Annotated in this window: 14 protein-coding genes; 3 read left to right on the forward strand and 11 right to left on the reverse strand. The window is 39.6% G+C overall.

The genetic code is table 11. The features are described 5' to 3' along the window. Positions 1–168 precede the first annotated feature (168 nt). From rplT to thrS, 4 genes are all read right to left on the reverse strand, one after another. Positions 169–531, reverse strand: coding sequence for a 50S ribosomal protein L20 (gene rplT / locus HJP15_RS12660; protein WP_004587841.1), 363 nt, complete (start codon positions 529–531; stop codon positions 169–171). 15 nt (positions 532–546) lie between these two features. Continuing rightward, on the reverse strand, positions 547–747 hold the full coding sequence (rpmI, locus tag HJP15_RS12665) for a 50S ribosomal protein L35 (protein WP_002960713.1): 201 nt from the start codon (positions 745–747) through the stop codon (positions 547–549). Positions 748–955: 208 nt separating this feature from the next. Continuing rightward, positions 956–1,519, reverse strand: a complete 564-nt coding sequence (infC, locus tag HJP15_RS12670; RefSeq protein ID WP_082355596.1) for a translation initiation factor IF-3 — start codon at positions 1,517–1,519, stop codon at positions 956–958. A gap of 59 nt (positions 1,520–1,578) precedes the next feature. Beyond that, the gene (gene thrS / locus HJP15_RS12675) at positions 1,579–3,489 is read right to left on the reverse strand and encodes a threonine--tRNA ligase (protein ID WP_054453059.1); all 1,911 of its coding nucleotides are present in this window, start codon (positions 3,487–3,489) and stop codon (positions 1,579–1,581) included. Between the two features lie 258 nt (positions 3,490–3,747). Between thrS and HJP15_RS12680 the strand changes: the two genes are divergently transcribed. The 3 genes from HJP15_RS12680 (at position 3,748) to HJP15_RS12690 (ending at position 7,258) form a co-directional block, all read left to right on the forward strand. Continuing rightward, positions 3,748–4,761 (forward strand): endonuclease/exonuclease/phosphatase family protein, encoded by a 1,014-nt coding sequence (locus tag HJP15_RS12680; RefSeq protein ID WP_169327393.1) that lies wholly within the window; start codon positions 3,748–3,750, stop codon positions 4,759–4,761. A 64-nt stretch (positions 4,762–4,825) separates the two neighbouring features. Further along, on the forward strand, positions 4,826–5,272 hold the full coding sequence (locus HJP15_RS12685) for a DUF3010 family protein (protein WP_054204704.1): 447 nt from the start codon (positions 4,826–4,828) through the stop codon (positions 5,270–5,272). Positions 5,273–5,569: 297 nt separating this feature from the next. Then, positions 5,570–7,258, forward strand: coding sequence for an AMP-binding protein (locus HJP15_RS12690; protein WP_502706985.1), 1,689 nt, complete (start codon positions 5,570–5,572; stop codon positions 7,256–7,258). Positions 7,259–7,321: 63 nt separating this feature from the next. On the opposite strand, the gene hflX is transcribed toward HJP15_RS12690, so the two are convergent. The 7 genes from hflX to odhB all read right to left on the reverse strand — a co-directional run bounded on the left by hflX (position 7,322) and on the right by odhB (position 17,934). After that, positions 7,322–8,671: a GTPase HflX gene (gene hflX, locus HJP15_RS12695; RefSeq protein WP_170173954.1), complete on the reverse strand. Its 1,350-nt coding sequence runs from the start codon at positions 8,669–8,671 to the stop codon at positions 7,322–7,324. 230 nt (positions 8,672–8,901) lie between these two features. Next, the gene (gdhA, locus tag HJP15_RS12700; RefSeq protein WP_170173932.1) at positions 8,902–10,254 is read right to left on the reverse strand and encodes an NADP-specific glutamate dehydrogenase; all 1,353 of its coding nucleotides are present in this window, start codon (positions 10,252–10,254) and stop codon (positions 8,902–8,904) included. 260 nt (positions 10,255–10,514) lie between these two features. After that, the gene (locus HJP15_RS12705) at positions 10,515–11,912 is read right to left on the reverse strand and encodes a M28 family peptidase (RefSeq protein ID WP_054204706.1); all 1,398 of its coding nucleotides are present in this window, start codon (positions 11,910–11,912) and stop codon (positions 10,515–10,517) included. A 196-nt stretch (positions 11,913–12,108) separates the two neighbouring features. Beyond that, positions 12,109–14,052 carry a GGDEF domain-containing protein gene (locus tag HJP15_RS12710; RefSeq protein ID WP_054204707.1) on the reverse strand — a complete coding sequence of 648 codons (1,944 nt, stop codon included), beginning with the start codon at positions 14,050–14,052 and terminating at the stop codon, positions 12,109–12,111. A 145-nt stretch (positions 14,053–14,197) separates the two neighbouring features. After that, positions 14,198–15,070, reverse strand: coding sequence for a succinate--CoA ligase subunit alpha (sucD, locus tag HJP15_RS12715; protein ID WP_054204708.1), 873 nt, complete (start codon positions 15,068–15,070; stop codon positions 14,198–14,200). After that, complete coding sequence (gene sucC / locus HJP15_RS12720) at positions 15,070–16,236, reverse strand: ADP-forming succinate--CoA ligase subunit beta (protein WP_007375754.1); 1,167 nt, start codon at positions 16,234–16,236, stop codon at positions 15,070–15,072. The genes sucD and sucC overlap by 1 nt, the downstream gene beginning before the upstream one ends. 177 nt (positions 16,237–16,413) lie before the next feature. After that, positions 16,414–17,934 (reverse strand): 2-oxoglutarate dehydrogenase complex dihydrolipoyllysine-residue succinyltransferase, encoded by a 1,521-nt coding sequence (odhB, locus tag HJP15_RS12725; RefSeq protein WP_054204709.1) that lies wholly within the window; start codon positions 17,932–17,934, stop codon positions 16,414–16,416. Between the last annotated feature and the right edge of the window lies 1 nt (position 17,935).

Consider the following 17,935-nt stretch of genomic DNA (forward strand, 5'->3'; position numbering starts at 1 on the left):
TCATTAATTTATAATTATTATATAGCGTTAGCTAGGATGGGATCACTACCAACTATCTCGCTTTTCACGAGCCTTACCGCAAAGATATCTACAGATGATTTGAGCATACTTTATTTTAGCCACAAAAAAAGGAGCCATAGGCTCCCTTTTAGTACTTATTTAAAAAGCTTAAGCTGCCGCTAGGCCTTCTTTTGCTTTTTCAACAAGCGCTGCGAATGCAACTTGATCATAAACAGCGATATCTGCAAGGATCTTACGATCGATTTCTACAGATGTCTTTTTAAGACCATTGATAAAACGGCTGTAAGACAGACCATTTTGACGTGAAGCAGCATTGATACGTGCAATCCATAATTGACGGAAAGTACGTTTCTTCGCACGACGGTCACGGTAAGCGTATTGACCCGCTTTAGTAACAGCCTGAAAAGCTACGCGGTAAACACGTGAACGTGCTCCGTAGTAACCTTTTGCTTGTTTTAAAACTTTTTTGTGACGTGCACGTGCGACAACGCCGCGTTTAACTCTTGCCATTTCTAAAAACCCCTATTAAGCGAACGGTAACATACGTGAAACTAGACCATGGTCATTTTTATGAACCATCATCTTAGGACGTAGGTGTAGTTTACGCTTAGAAGTTTTCTTAGTCAGAATATGACGAAGATGCGCTTGTTTACGCTTGAAACCGCCAGAAGCAGTCTTTTTGAAGCGCTTAGCTGCGCCGCTGTGACTTTTTAGCTTATAAGCCATTGCAATAACTCCAAATGTATTGCTTTAAAATTAGTAAGCAGGCGTGAGATATATTTCTATAGCTCCACTTTTAGGCCTAACTTACTGCCATGTTCCGGTGAAAACCCAGCATAAATGCCGCAGTTTTACTTTAATACCGGTTAACTCAGGTGAATATTTACATATTACTTGCAGACCTGAGCTAAATTCGGTGCATATCATAGCGCGTTTATTGCTTTTTAGCAACAGGTGCCATCATCATAACCATTTGGCGACCTTCAACACGATTTGGGAAAGACTCAACAACTGCAAGTTCTTCTAAATCGGCTTTGATACGGTTTAGTAATTCTATACCAATTTCTTGGTGGGCCATTTCACGACCACGGAAGCGGATGGTAATTTTAGCTTTATCGCCACCTTCTAAGAACTTACGTAAGTTGCGAAGCTTAACCTGATAATCGCCTTCATCCGTTCCCGGACGGAATTTGATTTCTTTTATCTGGATCTGCTTTTGCTTCTTTTTCTGCTCTTTCAGTTCTTTGCTTTTTTCAAAGATGAACTTACCGTAGTCCATGATTCTACAAACAGGCGGCTCTGCATTAGGGCTAATCTCAACAAGATCAACACCCGCGGCATCAGCCATTGTTTGCGCGTCTTTTAATGACTGAATTCCAGCTTGTTCGCCTTCAATGTCAATTAAGCGAACTTCTTGAGCTGTAATTTCTTCGTTAATACGATTTTTTTGGGCTGTTTGTTGCCCTTTCTTGCCGCCTCTAATAGTACGTTCCTCCAAGAATATCAAATAATAAGCGTGTAGTTAGCTGTTTTGTAAATGCCCTACACGCTGGATTTTTATAGTCGATTTTTAATTTCTTCGCTAATTTTAGCGACAAATTCATCAACATTAAATTTGCCCAGATCTTCACCTGTGCGGGTACGCACCGCTACTTCTTGTTGTTCAACTTCTTTATCGCCAACAACAAGTAAGTAAGGAATACGTTTTAATGTATGTTCACGGATTTTAAAGCCAATCTTCTCATTTCTCAAGTCAGCAGTGGCTCTAATTCCAATTTTATTTAATTTTTGTACAACTTCTTGCACATAACCAGCTTGTTTATCTGTGATATTCATAATCACAACTTGCTTAGGCGCAAGCCACGTTGGGAATAAGCCCGCGTACTCTTCTGTTAAGATACCGATAAAGCGTTCGATAGAACCTAAAATAGCACGGTGAATCATAACAGGCGTACGGCGTTCGTTATTTTCAGCAACATAAGTTGCCCCTAAACGCCCTGGTAATGCAAAATCTAGTTGCACTGTACCACACTGCCACGCTCTGTCTAAGCAATCGTACAAAGTAAATTCAATTTTAGGACCATAAAAGGCACCTTCGCCCGGTAGGTAATCAAATTCAATGTCATTTGCTTTAAGTGCGTCAGCTAATGCAAGCTCAGCTTTGTCCCACATTTCGTCATCACCAATACGCTGTTCAGGGCGTGTTGACAACTTAACAACAATTTTTTCAAAACCAAACGTTTCGTATGTGTCGTACACCATTTTAATACATGACGATACTTCGTCCATGATTTGTTCTTCAGTACAGAACACATGGGCATCATCTTGTGTAAAGCCACGCACACGCATTAAACCGTGTAGTGCACCTGATGGTTCATTACGGTGACAACAACCAAACTCTGCCATACGCAGTGGTAAATCACGGTATGATTTTAAGCCTTGATTAAATATTTGTACGTGACCTGGGCAGTTCATTGGTTTAATAGCGTATTCACGCTTCTCAGACTCAGTGGTGAACATTGCATCTGAATATTTATCCCAGTGACCTGATTTTTCCCACAATGAACGGTCCATCATCATTGGACCTTTTACTTCTTCATATTGGTATTCACGTAATTTTTCACGTACAAACTCTTCTAACTCACGGTAAATGCTCCAACCATCGTTGTGCCAAAATACCATGCCTGGCGCTTCTTCTTGCCAATGCCATAAATCAAGTGCTTTACCAATACGACGGTGATCACGTTTTTCAGCTTCTTCAAGGCGTTTTAAATAAGCTTTAAGCTGTTTTTTGTCGCCCCATGCGGTGCCATAAATACGCTGTAGCATTTTATTATCTGAATCACCACGCCAGTAAGCACCGGCTACTTTCATGATTTTGAAATTTTGGCAAAATTTCATGTTTGGTACGTGTGGACCACGACACATATCAACATATTCTTCATGCTGGTATAAACCAGGGCGATCATCTTTACTGATGTTTTCGTCAAGAATCTCAATTTTATATGTTTCGCCGCGCGCTTCAAATACATCGCGCGCTTCTTGCCAGCTTACGGTGTTCTTAACCACATCGTAGTTTGTTTTAGCTAGTTGTAACATGCGTTTTTCAATGGCTTCTAAATCATCTTGAGATAACGATTGCTCCATATCGATATCATAGTAAAAACCATTATCAATTGTTGGACCAATAGCCATTTTCGCATCAGGAAACAACTGCTTAACCGCATGACCAATTAAGTGGGCACATGAATGACGAATAATCTCAAGGCCGTCGTCATCTTTTGCGGTAATGATTTCAAGACGAGAATCTTCACTAATTAAATCACATGCATCAACGCGCGTACCATTAACTCGACCAGCGATAGTCGCTTTGGCTAGACCTGGTCCGATATCATTCGCTACGTCAAGAGTACTTACTGGGTTTTCGAAACTACGCTGACTGCCGTCAGGGAGAGTAATAACTGGCATTATAAATCCTTGCTACAGTGGTGACGCCTACAATGCATCACATGTATTTATTAAATTAAAATGAATGACTCTACAACGCTTTTACGAATAAGCATTGTTAAATTCAGCGTTAAACGCTAATGCACTTGTTGAGTCTTACCAAGTACAGTTAGTTATTGTCGCGTTTGAAGCAGTTAAATACAAGTATTTAGCCAGACAAATTGACAAATAACCCTCGCATTTCATACTTACATAGAATTTTAGCTGTTGGACTACTTAATGACTGCGCCAAACCGTATATGCTTTGCCACGCTTAATTTACTTAATTTTGCGGTACCTCCTTATTCATTTTATCAATTGCATGAACGCTATAATGCAACTCAATGGCAACAAAAATTGCAGTTTATTACTGGTTTTTTACAGCAAAGCCAAGCGACTATCGTCGCATTTCAGGAAGTCTTTAGTCCAAATGCATTGCAAACACTTTGTAAAGACCAAGGCTATGATCATTTCGCTACTGTGGCAGCACCACGAAGCGATAATCTTTATCCACAAGTCTTATTTAACCCTGTCGTTGCAATTGCTTCAAAAATTCCTTTTACGCAATGTATCGAATTAACCCCTTGTCCTGAATTACTTGAATATTTAAATAACCAAAATGAATTTAAATTTAATAGAACACCTATCAAGTGCAGCTTTAGTATTCCTAAATTTGGTGACTTGACCTGCTATGTAGTGCACTTTAAATCACAACGGGTGCATTCAATGGCGCATATTTTGAATATTCATAATCAAGAAGATCCGTTACTTAATGTATTGCAGCAAACAGTGGGTATGATGCAATCGCAAATATCTCGCTCTTTAGAAGCGTCTATTGTTTACTATGATGCACTTAAAACACAACGAGAAAAAAATTGTGCCACAATTGTTATGGGTGATTTTAACGATAGCATTCACAGCCCCGCATTGTCATTTATGACCACAGGATTCCCCCCGTTGCAAAGTAATTCGTGTTTAAAGATCGATCAACCAGTAGTTGGTTTATCAGATGCATATGAATTAAGTACTCAATGCGATGCGGGACAGAAAAAGCCTCCCAGTCATTACTATAAAGGCCAAGGCAATGTACTTGACTATATTTTGACCTCAAGTCATTTTAATACGCACTGTGCTTTATCACGAATAAAGTCTTTAGATTATTTAAGTTTTGATTCACATCTGAACCCCCAATTGGTTGAAGAAGATATTTGTGTAAGTGATCATAGTGGGATAGCAATTGAAATAGGTTTTTAAAATGCGCTGTTTTTAAGACGTTTAATTGATATAATATGATTAAACTAGTTATTAGAGAATGACAATGAGAACATGTGGTGTAGAAATTACCGGTAGTGACGTACTACTGTGTATTTTAACTAAAGATAACGATGTATTTGATATACGTGATATCCGCCAAACTCGCTTTACTTTAGGCAATGGTAACGACACTGAAGTTATGCGTAAATTTCAGTTCGATTTTGCAAAATTAATGCAAGATTACCAAATTGACTCTGTGGCAATTCGTCAACGTGCCCCTAAGGGTAAATTTGCAGGTAGTGCAAATGGCTTCAAAATGGAAACGGCTATCCAATTGATCAAAGAATTAGATGTCTATTTATTCAGCACAACTGAAGTCAAAGAACAGTTAAAGCGAAATCCAATCCCTATCGATTTTGCAGAAACGGGACTTAAAAAATATCAAGAAAATGCGTTTGTGAATGCATACGTACACTTGATGAAAAAAACATATCGTAGTGAAGAGCTTTAATTTTTCAAAGTAGCGCTTTATTGATTATAATTGCTTGATCTGAAGCCAAATAAATTAACCTACGACACAACGCCAATGTGTGCTGTTATTCAGCATATCTCATTGGCGTTTTTTATTGCCCTGTTTTTTGCTCTAAGCTCATCCCCCCTGCTACATTGGTCTTAGAACCCTTTCATTTGTCGACAATTTATGCTTTTCTTGTTTTTGTATACTCACACAACATGACATGGAGATCGCACAATGCAAGTAAATGACAACAATAGACCTGTAAAAAATGCGCAGAATAAAGTCAATGATATGAATGACTTGGTAATTAGCCAGTACCGAGGATCACAACCCCCTGATTTGATAGAGAGTACGATAGGTAATTACTTTGACAGCATTGTCGACAATAACCCCGAACATCTTGCAATTGTAGTTCATCACCAAAACATTCGATTAAGTTATAGAGAATATCAACAAAAAATTAATCAATTGGCCATGGGTCTACTATCGATAGGTGTAAAGCCGGGTGATAGAGTTGGGATATGGTCTCCAAATAACTTAGAGTGGTGCTTAACCCAATTTGCGACAGCTAAAATTGGGGCCATTATGGTATGTATTAATCCTGCATATCGTCCAAACGAGTTACAATTTGCGCTTAATACGGTTGAATGCTCAACACTCATCACTGCATCTTGTTTCAAAGCGAGTAATTACCTTGCTATGCTAAATGAATTGCTTCCAGAGCTCGAACATACTGAGCCAGGTATGCTCAATGCAAAAAACCTCCCCTATCTAAAAAACATTATTCGGATTGGTAATGAAGCAGCCCCAGGAATGTTTAGTTTTAACCAAATAATGAATATGCCAACTGATGCGCAAAAATTAGCGCTTGTCACGCTCGCAGCAACTTTAAAACCAGAGCAAGATATCAATATTCAGTTTACATCGGGTACAACAGGCAGTCCAAAAGGTGCAACACTGTCTCATAAAAACATTTTAAATAATGGTTTTCTAATGGCCAATGCCATGCGTTTAACAGCAGATGACAAGCTATGTATCCCGGTGCCTTTATACCATTGCTTTGGTATGGTGTTAGGTAATCTGGTATGTATTAGTAAAGGCGCTACAGCGGTATTTCCTGCTGAATCATTCGATCCAACAATAACCCTCGAAGTAGTAGAAAAAGAGCGATGTACTGCCTTGCATGGCGTGCCTACAATGTTTATTGCTGAACTTGAACTTAAGGACTTTTCCCGTTTTGATTTATCTAGTTTACGCACCGGAATAATGGCAGGCTCGACTTGCCCAGAGCAAGTGATGCGCAAAGTACAGTCACTCATGCATATGAATGAGGTTGTGATTGGATATGGGCAAACAGAATGTAGCCCGATTAATAATGTAACTGAAATAGACTCGTCAATTGAGAAACAAGTAACGACTGTAGGGCGTGCCTTAGCGCATACAGAAGTAAAAATAATAGATGAAGTCGGAAAACTGCAAAAAATAGGATTACCAGGGGAAATATGTAGTCGCGGAGCAGGAATTATGCGTTGTTATTGGAATGATCAGGAAAAAACAGCTGCAACTATCGATCAAGACGGTTGGCTGCACTCTGGCGATTTAGGTGTTATGGATACGCAAGGGTTTGTCACTATTGTTGGGCGCATTAAAGATATGATTATTCGCGGTGGCGAGAATATTTACCCTCGAGAAATTGAAGAGGTGCTCTATACCTATCCTGGTATTCAAGATGCTGCAATATTTGGTATAACAGATGAAAAATATGGTGAAGAAGTGTGTGCGTGGATCCAACCGAAAGAGGATGCTGTACTTGATGAGCAAGCGATTCGTGTGTTTTTAAAAGACAAGCTAGCCTACTTTAAAATGCCACGACATATCCGTTTTGTAGAAAACTACCCTATGACTGTAACAGGTAAACTGCAAAAATTTAAAATGCGAGAACAAATGCAAGCAGAACTCAGCGACAAAGCTTTCTCTTAGCTTCACCACGCTAAATACAACAAAGCACAGCCAATCAGCTGTGCTTTTTAAATATTGAATTTGTTATAAATTCAGCATTCTCTTTTTTAAACGTTCTAAATCAATCGCGCTTGAGCGCACCGTTAATTTGATATGGCTGTATTCATATTCTTCTTTAACAACACTCATACTGGATCGAATTTCGCCCACGATACCTTTGGCGGTATACGGTATAACAACCTCTTCTTCAATCATGTCCTCTTGAGCAATATCAATAATGTACTTATGCAGTTTGCTGATATCATCTGGGTTACGCGTAGATGTCATCATCGCATCAGGAAATTCATCCATTAGCGATTGCTGTTGCTCAATACTTAATTGATCTGACTTATTCAGTACCAGTAACTTTTTACTGCCTTCCACTCCAACTTCAGCCAGAACTTTATGCACTACATCAAGCTGTGAGCGAAATGAAGGATCAGATGCATCAACGACATATAACAATAATGACGCATCATGCGCTTCTGCTAATGTTGAATGAAATGAAGCAACTAAATCATGAGGTAATTTTTTAATAAAACCGACCGTATCTGAAACAAGTATACGAGGCTGTGTAATTGGATACAGCGCCCGAACAGTGGTATCTAACGTTGCAAATAGTTTGTTTTCGCCCTCCACATCACTGCCTGTAATTGCACGCATCATGGATGACTTGCCAGCATTGGTGTAACCAATTAAAGCCACTGAGAATAGCTCAGATCGCTGCGTTCGCCGGTCCATCATTACATCTTGAACACTTACCAATTCGCGCTTTAGTTCTGCTAACTGATCACGTACCTTACGACGATTTAACTCAAGCGTGGTTTCACCAGCACCTTTACCCATTTGTCGTTCTTTATCACCTGTTGATGTTTCACGAAGTCGTGGTGCTACATAATTAAGACGAGCAATTTCCACTTGTAATTTTGCTGTTTTAGTACGCGCATGACGACTAAATATTTCAATAATTATGCCAGTGCGGTCAAATACTTCTACACCTAATTGGTTCTCAACATTACGTAGTTGAGAAGGGGTTAAATCACAGTCAAATACCACTACGTCAGCGCACGCAAAATCAAGTTCATCTGATGGAATTTCTGACGATATTTCAGTTAAAGGAACTTCATCGAGTAAATCATCTGCTAGTTCGTCTTCAACCATTCCTTTATTACCGGTGAGGTGTGCTATTTCTGCTAGTTTACCTGAGCCAAGTACATTAACTTTTTGCGTAGAACTTTGCTTTTGTGATTGTGTGCCCACTACTTTAAATCCTAAAGTAGTCACCAAACGAGCAAGTTCTGAAAGTGATTCAGTTGCTTCGTCACCTTTAAACTGCGGTGTACTAATAGAAATGAGTAACGCATTAGGAAGTGATGGTTTTGCAGTTAGTTGCATAATTTTTTGTGTTAATGCACCCAATAAGTGCAAACCTATTTTTCATTCGAAAGTAGCTTGATCCTACGCTGTTATAGCCTCGCTTTATAGGGTTATAGTTCATTAATGACGTTAATATTTAAAACTAGCCATAATACCTTCAACTTAATGACTAGTTTTAAAATTACATGCGAATCAATTCAAGTTAAACACGTCAAGTACATTATTCAAACGATTTGTTAAACTGATGATCAAATTACGCCTTGTTCAATCATTGCATCGGCTACACGCCTAAAGCCTGCAATATTAGCGCCTAGTAAAATATTTCCAGGCTCACCAAATTCTATCGCGGTATCGTTAGCAGTGACAAATATATTTTTCATAATTTGTTTTAGCTTTTCATCAACTTCCTCAAAGGTCCAACTTTGCATACTCGCATTTTGTGCCATTTCTAGTTGGCTTGTTGCAACGCCGCCCGCATTCGCAGCTTTACCTGGCCCATACGCAATTTTTGCAGCAAGAAAGCAGTCGATAGCCTTTTTGGTAGAGGGCATGTTTGCGCCTTCACTTACTAATATACAACCACCTGCTAATAAAGCACTTGCATCAGCCTCTGTTAACTCATTTTGTGTGGCGCACGGAAAAGCAGCGTCAGCATTAAAACGCCAAACAGCATGTCCATTTTCAGGGTAATCACTTACTGGAATATAAATTGCCTCAGGATGAGTTTTTTTGTAAGCACTCAAGCAATCACGTGATTGCTCTTTTAAGCATTTAATGAGGCTTAAATCTATACCTAACTCATGATAAACAGTGCCACGAGAGTCGCTACAACTTAGAGGAATTGCCCCCATTTGATAGAGTTTTTCCATAGCATAAATAGCAACATTACCCGCGCCCGAGACTACGCAGCGCTTACCTTGTAGGCTATCACCGCGCGCTTGCAGCATATAATCAGCAAAATACACGGCACCGTATCCAGTTGCTTCTTTACGCACAAGCGATCCGCCCCACAATAAGCTTTTACCTGTTAATACGCCTTCATAGCGTCCTGTTAAACGCTTGTATTGACCAAATAAATAACCTATTTCTCTCGCCCCTACTCCAATATCTCCAGCGGGTACATCGGTTGTAGGACCAATATGACGATAAAGCTCACTCATGAATGATTGGCAAAAGCGCATAATCTCAGCATCTGAACGCCCCTTAGGGTCAAAGTTAGCGCCTCCCTTGCCTCCACCAATCGGCAACCCCGTGAGTGCATTTTTAAAAATTTGTTCAAATCCTAAAAATTTAATTATGCTAGCATTTACACTCGGATGAAAACGTAAGCCTCCTTTATAAGGGCCAAGCGCAGAGTTAAACTCAATTCTGTAGCCTTTATTTACCTGAATATTTCCTTCGTCATCAACCCAAGGAACTCTAAACATAATTTGACGTTCGGGCTCAACTAAGCGTTGAATAATGGCATTTTTTTTATATTTCGCTGAGTTTTCTAAGATAGCTTCAAGTGATTCAAGTACTTCTTCTACAGCTTGATAAAACTCACATTGTGCAGGGCTGCTATTTTTTAATTGTGCAATTGTACTATGGATATAATTCATAATTATTCTTCCGTTTCAAAAAAGTTTGATGTGTTAAATATTAAAATAAACATGATCTAATTTGTGACTCATAATCTATGCCCCTTGAGTAATAATCTGCGAGCCACTTTAGCATTATTAAAATTAATATTTAATTATTTCTACTTGAAAAAATCTTTAGTGAAAGGCTGGTAAACTAACTATTAATTCATCTATAGCGAATTAATAGTTAGTGGAGATGGTACTGTTCAAAACAAAGCGTCTCTAGGGTAAAGTTATTATCAGTTATTTACGTGTTCAAATGCCCCCACATCTCCTGGAAATACAACAGGTGATTCAAGACCCTCTTTATTTACTGTGGCTACACCAAAGTAATAATTGTCGATCACTACATTAGTGAGTGTCGCTTCACTTACATCGCCTACATAACGGCTAAACTGCCACTGAGGTTCACTAGTGTAACGCCAATAAATACGGTAGCCAGTCGTCGTTTTATCCTGATTTTTTTGCCATTTTAAAGTGGTGCTCGCCTGTACAGCTCCAGATATAGTAACTGCTTTTGGTGGCGCTGGTGCCCATGCCATAGATGCCAAACTTACAGCATTTAATGCCGTTAATTTGGCCGTGTAATCAAAATCAACACCCTTTATTGTATCACCATAAACAACACCCTCTTCAGTACGTAAATCTTGATGTTGATGATTATAGTTTTCGTTGGTTTCCATAACTCTCACTGCGGCGTAGCCCATGTCATTAAATGGTCTATGATGCCCACCTCGGCCAAAGCGGTCGAGTCGATACACTAATAGAGTATCTAGGTTAGGGATATAGCGATCGGCTATTGTGTCGATATAACGCGCTAAGTTACGACTTGCAGAATCTACCTCACCTCCAGTAAAGCGGCGTTTATGTGCTTGCTCTTTGGTTTCGATAACCCGCGTGCCTTCTGAGAAAATTCGGGCTGTTGTATTATCTGTTACACCATTAATACCCGTAATATTACCTATCATATCGTTGTTTAGTACACCGTGAATTTGCCACCTTTGTTTGTTTGCATATTCAGCTAAAATTTTACCACCAAACAAACCTTGCTCTTCCCCTGAAAGCGTAGCATAGACAATTGAGCCATTAAACTTATACTGTGATAGAACACGAGCCGACTCAAGGACACCTGCAACTCCCGATGCATTATCATTCGCCCCCGGTGAATCACTAGTAAAATCCATTACATCACTAACTCGTGAATCTATATCACCCGACATCACTACCATACGATTGGGCTCTGACGTGCCGCGTTGTATTGCAATAATATTTACGACCTCAACAGGTGTGGGGATCCGCTTTTCACCTGAGATCGTCTCTTTTACTTCTATAACCTGCAAACAACCACCACATTGCTTTGATATTTTTTCAAACTCAGCTTTGATCCATCGTCGCGCGGCCCCAATACCTCGAGTGCTTGAGCGAGTATCAGATAATGTATGGCGAGTACCAAAATTAACCAAACTCTGAATATCATTTTCAATACGCTTGGCAGAAACAGCATCAGCAATACGGTGTAGTTTTTCCTGATCTTGATAGTTAAGCTGCTCGCTCAATGCTGATGTAGTTATAAATAAGGAGCTCAACGCCAATGTATAATTTAAAATCGTTACTTTGCTAGTCATTCGATTAAACATAATCCGTACTCATTTTTATTGTAATAAATACTACAGTACGTGAGCTAATTCATTGTGCAAATAGTTTTGAGATAAACGACGACTTAAGTCGGGCAATAGTAAAAATTGATTGAGTAATGAAAATGATAAATTAAAGGGGTGGTAAAATACGAAAGTAAGCAGTAAGCAAGCAATCCCCGACGTTAAGCCGTATTTGTTAGCTGCATACTTTGTCTCTTCCTGTATTTTTTGCTTTGTACAAATTTGTATCCGCTACTTTTAATAACGTATTAAGTGCCATCCCTGATTGCCTTTGTGCAACTCCAGCACTACTGGTTAATGTGATATTTTTATCTGTTAAATTTAAAGATTTTAAACAAGTGCATAAATTAGCTATAAACTCATGAGCTGCCTCTAAATCAAAATCGGGCATAACGACTATAAACTCTTCACCGCCAAAACGTGCAAATTTACATGCTGTATTCTCTAATTGAGTCTGCAATAAAGTGGTAAACCCTATTAACGCTTGATCACCAATATCATGGCCATGGTTATCATTAACTTGTTTAAAGTGATCGATATCTAAAATGGCGACAGAAAAAAAGCGCTCTTTATCTATGAGCTGCTGAACAATAAAATCGAGTATATAGCGCCGATTACACGCACCCGTTAATGGATCTGTATTTGCACGCTGTTGGCTTTTTACATAAGCGCGGTGCTGATTAAATCCAAAAATAGACATACTCACAATAACTAATAAACCAATAACCAAGTAAGCCGTGTTTAGTTGCCCCTCTTTTGCCAATTTATCTAATGCGATTTGCTGATTTTTTAGTTTTTCTTCTGCTAGCTGTAATTTAATTTCTTGTTGGGTTGATTCAAATTTAGAGCGCGCTTCTTGCTCTAATTTTTGTTGCGTGGTTTCTTTTGCTTCATCACTAAGTTTTATATAAAACCAGAGTGATTTTGACGATTCTTCAAAACGCTCAAGCTGTTCGTAACTCTGCGCTTTGAGTGCTAAAGTTTGTCGCATATAACGGTTATTTAGTGGTCGCTCATAATTCGCTAGTAACTTATCTGACTCATGTAGATACTCAAGCGCTTGCTCTGGCTGCTCTAGTGCTAAAAACACACGCGCAAAATTATTATTCAAAGCAATAATATGAGCAGGGTTAATAATCACTTTATAAACGTAATTTTTAGCAAGATACAACAACTGTAACGCTTGCGTATAATCTTTTTGCTTTAATGCAACACGTGCCTTACCAGCCGGAGCCCAAAATAAATAACGTGGTGCTTTTACACTTGCCGAAAGTGTGATCATTTTTTCATAGCACGCAGACGCCAAATCCAGCTGTTCTGCACGGGAGTAAGTTATGCATAATGTATAAAGGATTGGTAAACCATTGACAATATCCCCGTTATTTGTTGCAAGCTCAGCGGCTATTTCAGCGTACTGTATTCCTTGCTCAAATAGCGACATAGTTGAATAGTATGCTGCGAGACTGTCATAAATATACAACATTGTTGTTGTGGACATTTTTGCAGTTTTTGCTTCAATATAAGCATTTTCAATGATCTCTATTGATTTAGGGTATTCCTCTTGCCATAGTAAAAGTACACCTTCAATAGAGATAGCTCTGACGATCATTTCATAATCATTTGCTTTTGCAAAGGCCTCTTGAGATAGCTTAATTTGCCTAAGCCCTTGTGGTAACTGCCCTTGCTCTAGAGAAAAAATACTGCGATATAAGAGCCAGTAACCATGGATCCAATTATCCGTTTTTGGCAGCTGTTGATATGCGAGTTCAAATGTATCTTTAGAGAGATCGATATCCCCCTGAAAAAGATAAAGGCGAGCAAGCAATGTATTATTATAGGCGTGCTGCGTATCAGGTAAGCTTTTATCATCTTGTGATAAAATTAAACGTTTAATTGCTTCATTAGGGTGTGCCATCGCTGTTTTTTCTACAGACAAAAAATCAATATGCTGGGAACCCATTGCAAATAAAAACGGAGTGAATACTACGCAAACACAAAAAAATGAAAAATGAATTATTCGCATTACTGCTTTTTTCTTAGAATTATTAATAAACAGTTGGCTATTATAACGCCAGTTTAAATTAATGCTAGCGTACCTAATAAGTACAGTTTTATTCATTTACTCTGCTTATTTATCAAAGTAAGGTAGGTGCTAAGCAAGTAATTGATTATGAAGATCAAAATAAAAATATTAACGTTAATATTTTTACATTAAAAAAGGCCCGCGATAAAAGCGAGCCTTTTTAAAAGAAATTAACTGGTTATTACCAACCCGTTTTTTCTTTCAATGCTTTACCGATATCAGCAAGTGAACGTACAGTTTTTACGCCCGCAGCTTCTAATGCAGCAAATTTCTCATCAGCAGTACCTTTACCGCCTGCGATGATCGCGCCAGCGTGACCCATACGCTTACCTTCTGGTGCAGTAACACCAGCAATGTAAGATACAACAGGTTTAGTTACGTTAGCTTTGATGTACTCTGCAGCTTCTTCTTCTGCAGTACCACCAATTTCACCTATCATTACGATTGCTTCAGTTTGTGGATCTTTTTCGAACATTTCTAAAACGTCGATAAAGTTAGTACCTGGAATTGGATCACCACCAATACCAACACACGTAGACTGACCAAAACCAGCATCAGTAGTTTGTTTAACTGCTTCGTACGTTAAAGTACCAGAGCGAGAAACAATACCTACTTTACCAGGCTTGTGGATGTGACCAGGCATGATACCAATCTTAGTTTCGCCAGGAGTGATAACACCTGGGCAGTTAGGACCGATCATACGAGTACCTGTTTGATCTAGTTTAACTTTAACGTCAACCATATCAAGTGTAGGGATACCTTCAGTGATACAAACAATCAGCTCAATGCCAGCATCGATAGCTTCTAAGATTGCATCTTTACAAAAAGGCGCTGGTACATAGATAACTGACGCAGTTGCGCCTGTTTCTTGTACTGCATCACGAACTGTGTTGAATACTGGAAGACCAAGGTGCGTTTGACCGCCTTTACCAGGGCTTACACCACCAACCATTTGAGTACCGTACTCAAGTGCTTGCTCAGAATGGAAAGTACCCTGACCACCAGTGAAACCTTGACAGATAACTTTTGTATCTTTATTGATTAATACAGACATTATTTGCCCTCCGCAGCAGCAACTACTTTTTCAGCAGCGTCTGTTAGTGATTCAGCAGCGATGATATTAAGGTCAGATTTAGCCAGAACTTCACGACCAAGTTCAGCATTAGTACCTTCTAAACGTACAACTACTGGAACGTTTACGCCTACTTCTTTAACTGCGCCAATGATGCCTTCAGCGATCATGTCACAACGAACGATACCACCAAAGATGTTTACTAAAACAGCTTTAACATTATCATCAGAAAGAATGATTTTGAATGCTTCAGAAACACGCTCTTTAGTCGCGCCGCCACCAACATCTAGGAAGTTAGCCGGTTTGCCACCGTGTAGGTTTACGATGTCCATAGTACCCATCGCAAGTCCCGCACCGTTAACCATACAACCAACGTTACCATCAAGGGCTACGTAGTTAAGCTCAAAGCTTGCTGCATGTGCTTCACGTGCATCTTCTTGAGATGGATCGTGGAACTCACGGATTTTAGGTTGACGGTAAAGTGCATTACCATCGATACCGATTTTTCCGTCAAGACAGTGAAGATTACCTTCGTCTGTGATTACTAACGGGTTGATTTCAAGTAATGCGAAATCAAAATCAGTGAACATTTTACCAAGACCCATGAAGATCTTAACGAACTGTTTCATCTGCACTGGGTTAAGACCCAATTTGAAACCTAATTCGCGGGCTTGATAAGCTTGAGGACCTACTAACGGATCGATCTCAGCTTTGTGGATAAGCTCTGGTGTTTCTTCAGCAACAGTTTCAATTTCAACACCGCCTTCAGTAGACGCCATGAAAACAACTTTGCGAGATGCACGGTCAACAACTGCACCAAGGTACAATTCGTTGGCGATATCAGTACAGCTTTCTACTAAAATCTTAGCAACTGGCTGACCTTTCTCGTCTGTTTGGTAAGTAACTAGGTTTTTACCTAACCAGTTAGCTGCAAACGCTTTTACTTCGTCGATAGTTTTAACTAGCTTTACACCGCCAGCTTTACCACGTCCACCTGCGTGAACCTGAGTTTTAACAACCCACATATCACCGCCGATTTTCTCAGCAGCTGCTGCAGCTTCTTCAGGTGTGTCGCATGCGAAACCCTGAGAAACTGGTAAACCATATTCGGCAAAAAGTTGTTTTGCCTGATACTCATGCAAATTCATGATGCTTTATCCAATTTTTTATACTAAAAGAGCTGACTATTTTTATAAACAGACAGCTATCCCAAATTGCGCACCTAGTATAGATCCCAAGGCTTAACATGAAAACCCCAGTACGACCAAAGGCGCAAAAAAAAAGCTGTGAATGTTCATTCACAGCTCATATTTCATACAACTAGATTAAACATCTAGCAATAAGCGTGTTGGATCTTCAAGTAACTCTTTAATAGTTACTAAGAAACCAACAGATTCTTTACCATCAATGATACGGTGGTCATAAGAAAGTGCTAAATACATCATAGGAAGTATTTCAACTTTACCATTTACAGCCATTGGACGGTCTTGGATTTTATGCATACCCAAAATTGACGACTGTGGCAAATTAATGATAGGTGTAGATAGTAATGAACCAAATACGCCCCCATTAGTAATAGTGAAGTTACCACCTGTCATATCAGCAAGCGTTAACTTACCATCACGACCTTTAAGGGCTAGTTCACGAATACCTTTTTCAATTTCGGCAACCGATAGCTTGTCACAATCTTTAAGTACTGGTGTCACTAAACCACGAGGTGTAGATACTGCAATACTGATATCAAAATAGTTATGATAAACGATATCGTCACCGTCAATCGATGCATTTACATCAGGGAAGCGCTTAAGTGCTTCAGTCACTGCTTTCACATAGAAAGACATAAAACCTAAGCGAATACCGTGACGCTTTTCAAACACTTCTTGATACTGCTTACGAAGGCTCATGATTGGTTCCATGTTTACTTCGTTAAATGTTGTTAGCATTGCAGTTGAATTTTTAGCTTCAAGAAGGCGTGTTGCGATCGTTTTACGTAAACGCGTCATAGGCACACGTTTTTGTGTACGATCGCCCATAGGTGCAACTGGAGCAGAAACCTCTGCTTTTTTGGCCGCTGGTGCTGGTGCTTTTAAGAAAGTATCAACATCTTCTTTCGTTACACGGCCATTTTTGCCTGTGCCTTTAATTTTAGCAGCGTCTAGGCCTTTTTCAGCAATTAAACGACGTACAGATGGTGTTAACACATCTGAGCTATCGCTTGCTTCTGCAGCTGGTGCAGCATCAGATTTTGCAGCAGGAGCGGCAGCTACACCACCGGCTTGCACTTTACCGATAACTTGTTCACCAAGTACAGTATCGCCTTCTGCATGAATAATCTCACCCATGATGCCATCTTCTTGAGCAACAACTTCAAGAACAACTTTATCTGTTTCGATATCAACCAAGTTTTGATCGCGAGAAACTGCGTCACCTGGTTGAACATGCCAAGTAGCTACTGTCGCGTCTGCGACTGATTCTGGAAGTACAGGTACTTTAATGTCCACTTCTTTACCTTCTGAGGCTGGTGCTGATGGCGCCACTGGCGCATTGTCTTGTTTATCAGAAGCAGGTGCTGCTTCACTCTTCGCGTCTTCGCTAGGCGCTGCTGCATCAGCATCACCAATTAGACCGATTACTTGGTCACCAAGTACGGTAGCACCTTCTTCTTGCGAAATCTCAGTGATCACACCGTCATGCGGTGCAACAACTTCTAAAACCACTTTATCTGTTTCAATGTCTACTAAGTTTTGGTCGCGAGATACTTTGTCGCCAACACTTACATGCCATGTAGCAACGGAAGCATCAGCAACCGACTCAGGAAGAACAGGAACTTTAATTTCTGTGCTCATT

This window comes from Pseudoalteromonas sp. NEC-BIFX-2020_002 (assembly GCF_013002825.1).
In the GTDB taxonomy this organism is placed as follows: domain Bacteria; phylum Pseudomonadota; class Gammaproteobacteria; order Enterobacterales; family Alteromonadaceae; genus Pseudoalteromonas; species Pseudoalteromonas neustonica.

Bases quoted from the DNA above. Each gene is read 5' to 3' on its own strand.
- rplT (WP_004587841.1), bottom strand. From the start codon at position 531: ATGGCAAGAGTTAAACGCGGCGTTGTCGCACGTGCACGTCACAAAAAA.
- rpmI (WP_002960713.1), bottom strand. From the start codon at position 747: ATGGCTTATAAGCTAAAAAGTCACAGCGGCGCAGCTAAGCGCTTCAAA.
- thrS (WP_054453059.1), bottom strand. From the start codon at position 3,489: ATGCCAGTTATTACTCTCCCTGACGGCAGTCAGCGTAGTTTCGAAAAC.
- HJP15_RS12680 (WP_169327393.1), top strand. From the start codon at position 3,748: ATGACTGCGCCAAACCGTATATGCTTTGCCACGCTTAATTTACTTAAT.
- HJP15_RS12685 (WP_054204704.1), top strand. From the start codon at position 4,826: ATGAGAACATGTGGTGTAGAAATTACCGGTAGTGACGTACTACTGTGT.
- HJP15_RS12690 (WP_502706985.1), top strand. From the start codon at position 5,570: ATGAATGACTTGGTAATTAGCCAGTACCGAGGATCACAACCCCCTGAT.
- hflX (WP_170173954.1), bottom strand. From the start codon at position 8,671: ATGCAACTAACTGCAAAACCATCACTTCCTAATGCGTTACTCATTTCT.
- gdhA (WP_170173932.1), bottom strand. From the start codon at position 10,254: ATGAATTATATCCATAGTACAATTGCACAATTAAAAAATAGCAGCCCT.
- HJP15_RS12705 (WP_054204706.1), bottom strand. From the start codon at position 11,912: ATGTTTAATCGAATGACTAGCAAAGTAACGATTTTAAATTATACATTG.
- HJP15_RS12710 (WP_054204707.1), bottom strand. From the start codon at position 14,052: ATGAATAAAACTGTACTTATTAGGTACGCTAGCATTAATTTAAACTGG.
- sucD (WP_054204708.1), bottom strand. From the start codon at position 15,070: ATGTCTGTATTAATCAATAAAGATACAAAAGTTATCTGTCAAGGTTTC.
- sucC (WP_007375754.1), bottom strand. From the start codon at position 16,236: ATGAATTTGCATGAGTATCAGGCAAAACAACTTTTTGCCGAATATGGT.
- odhB (WP_054204709.1), bottom strand. From the start codon at position 17,934: ATGAGCACAGAAATTAAAGTTCCTGTTCTTCCTGAGTCGGTTGCTGAT.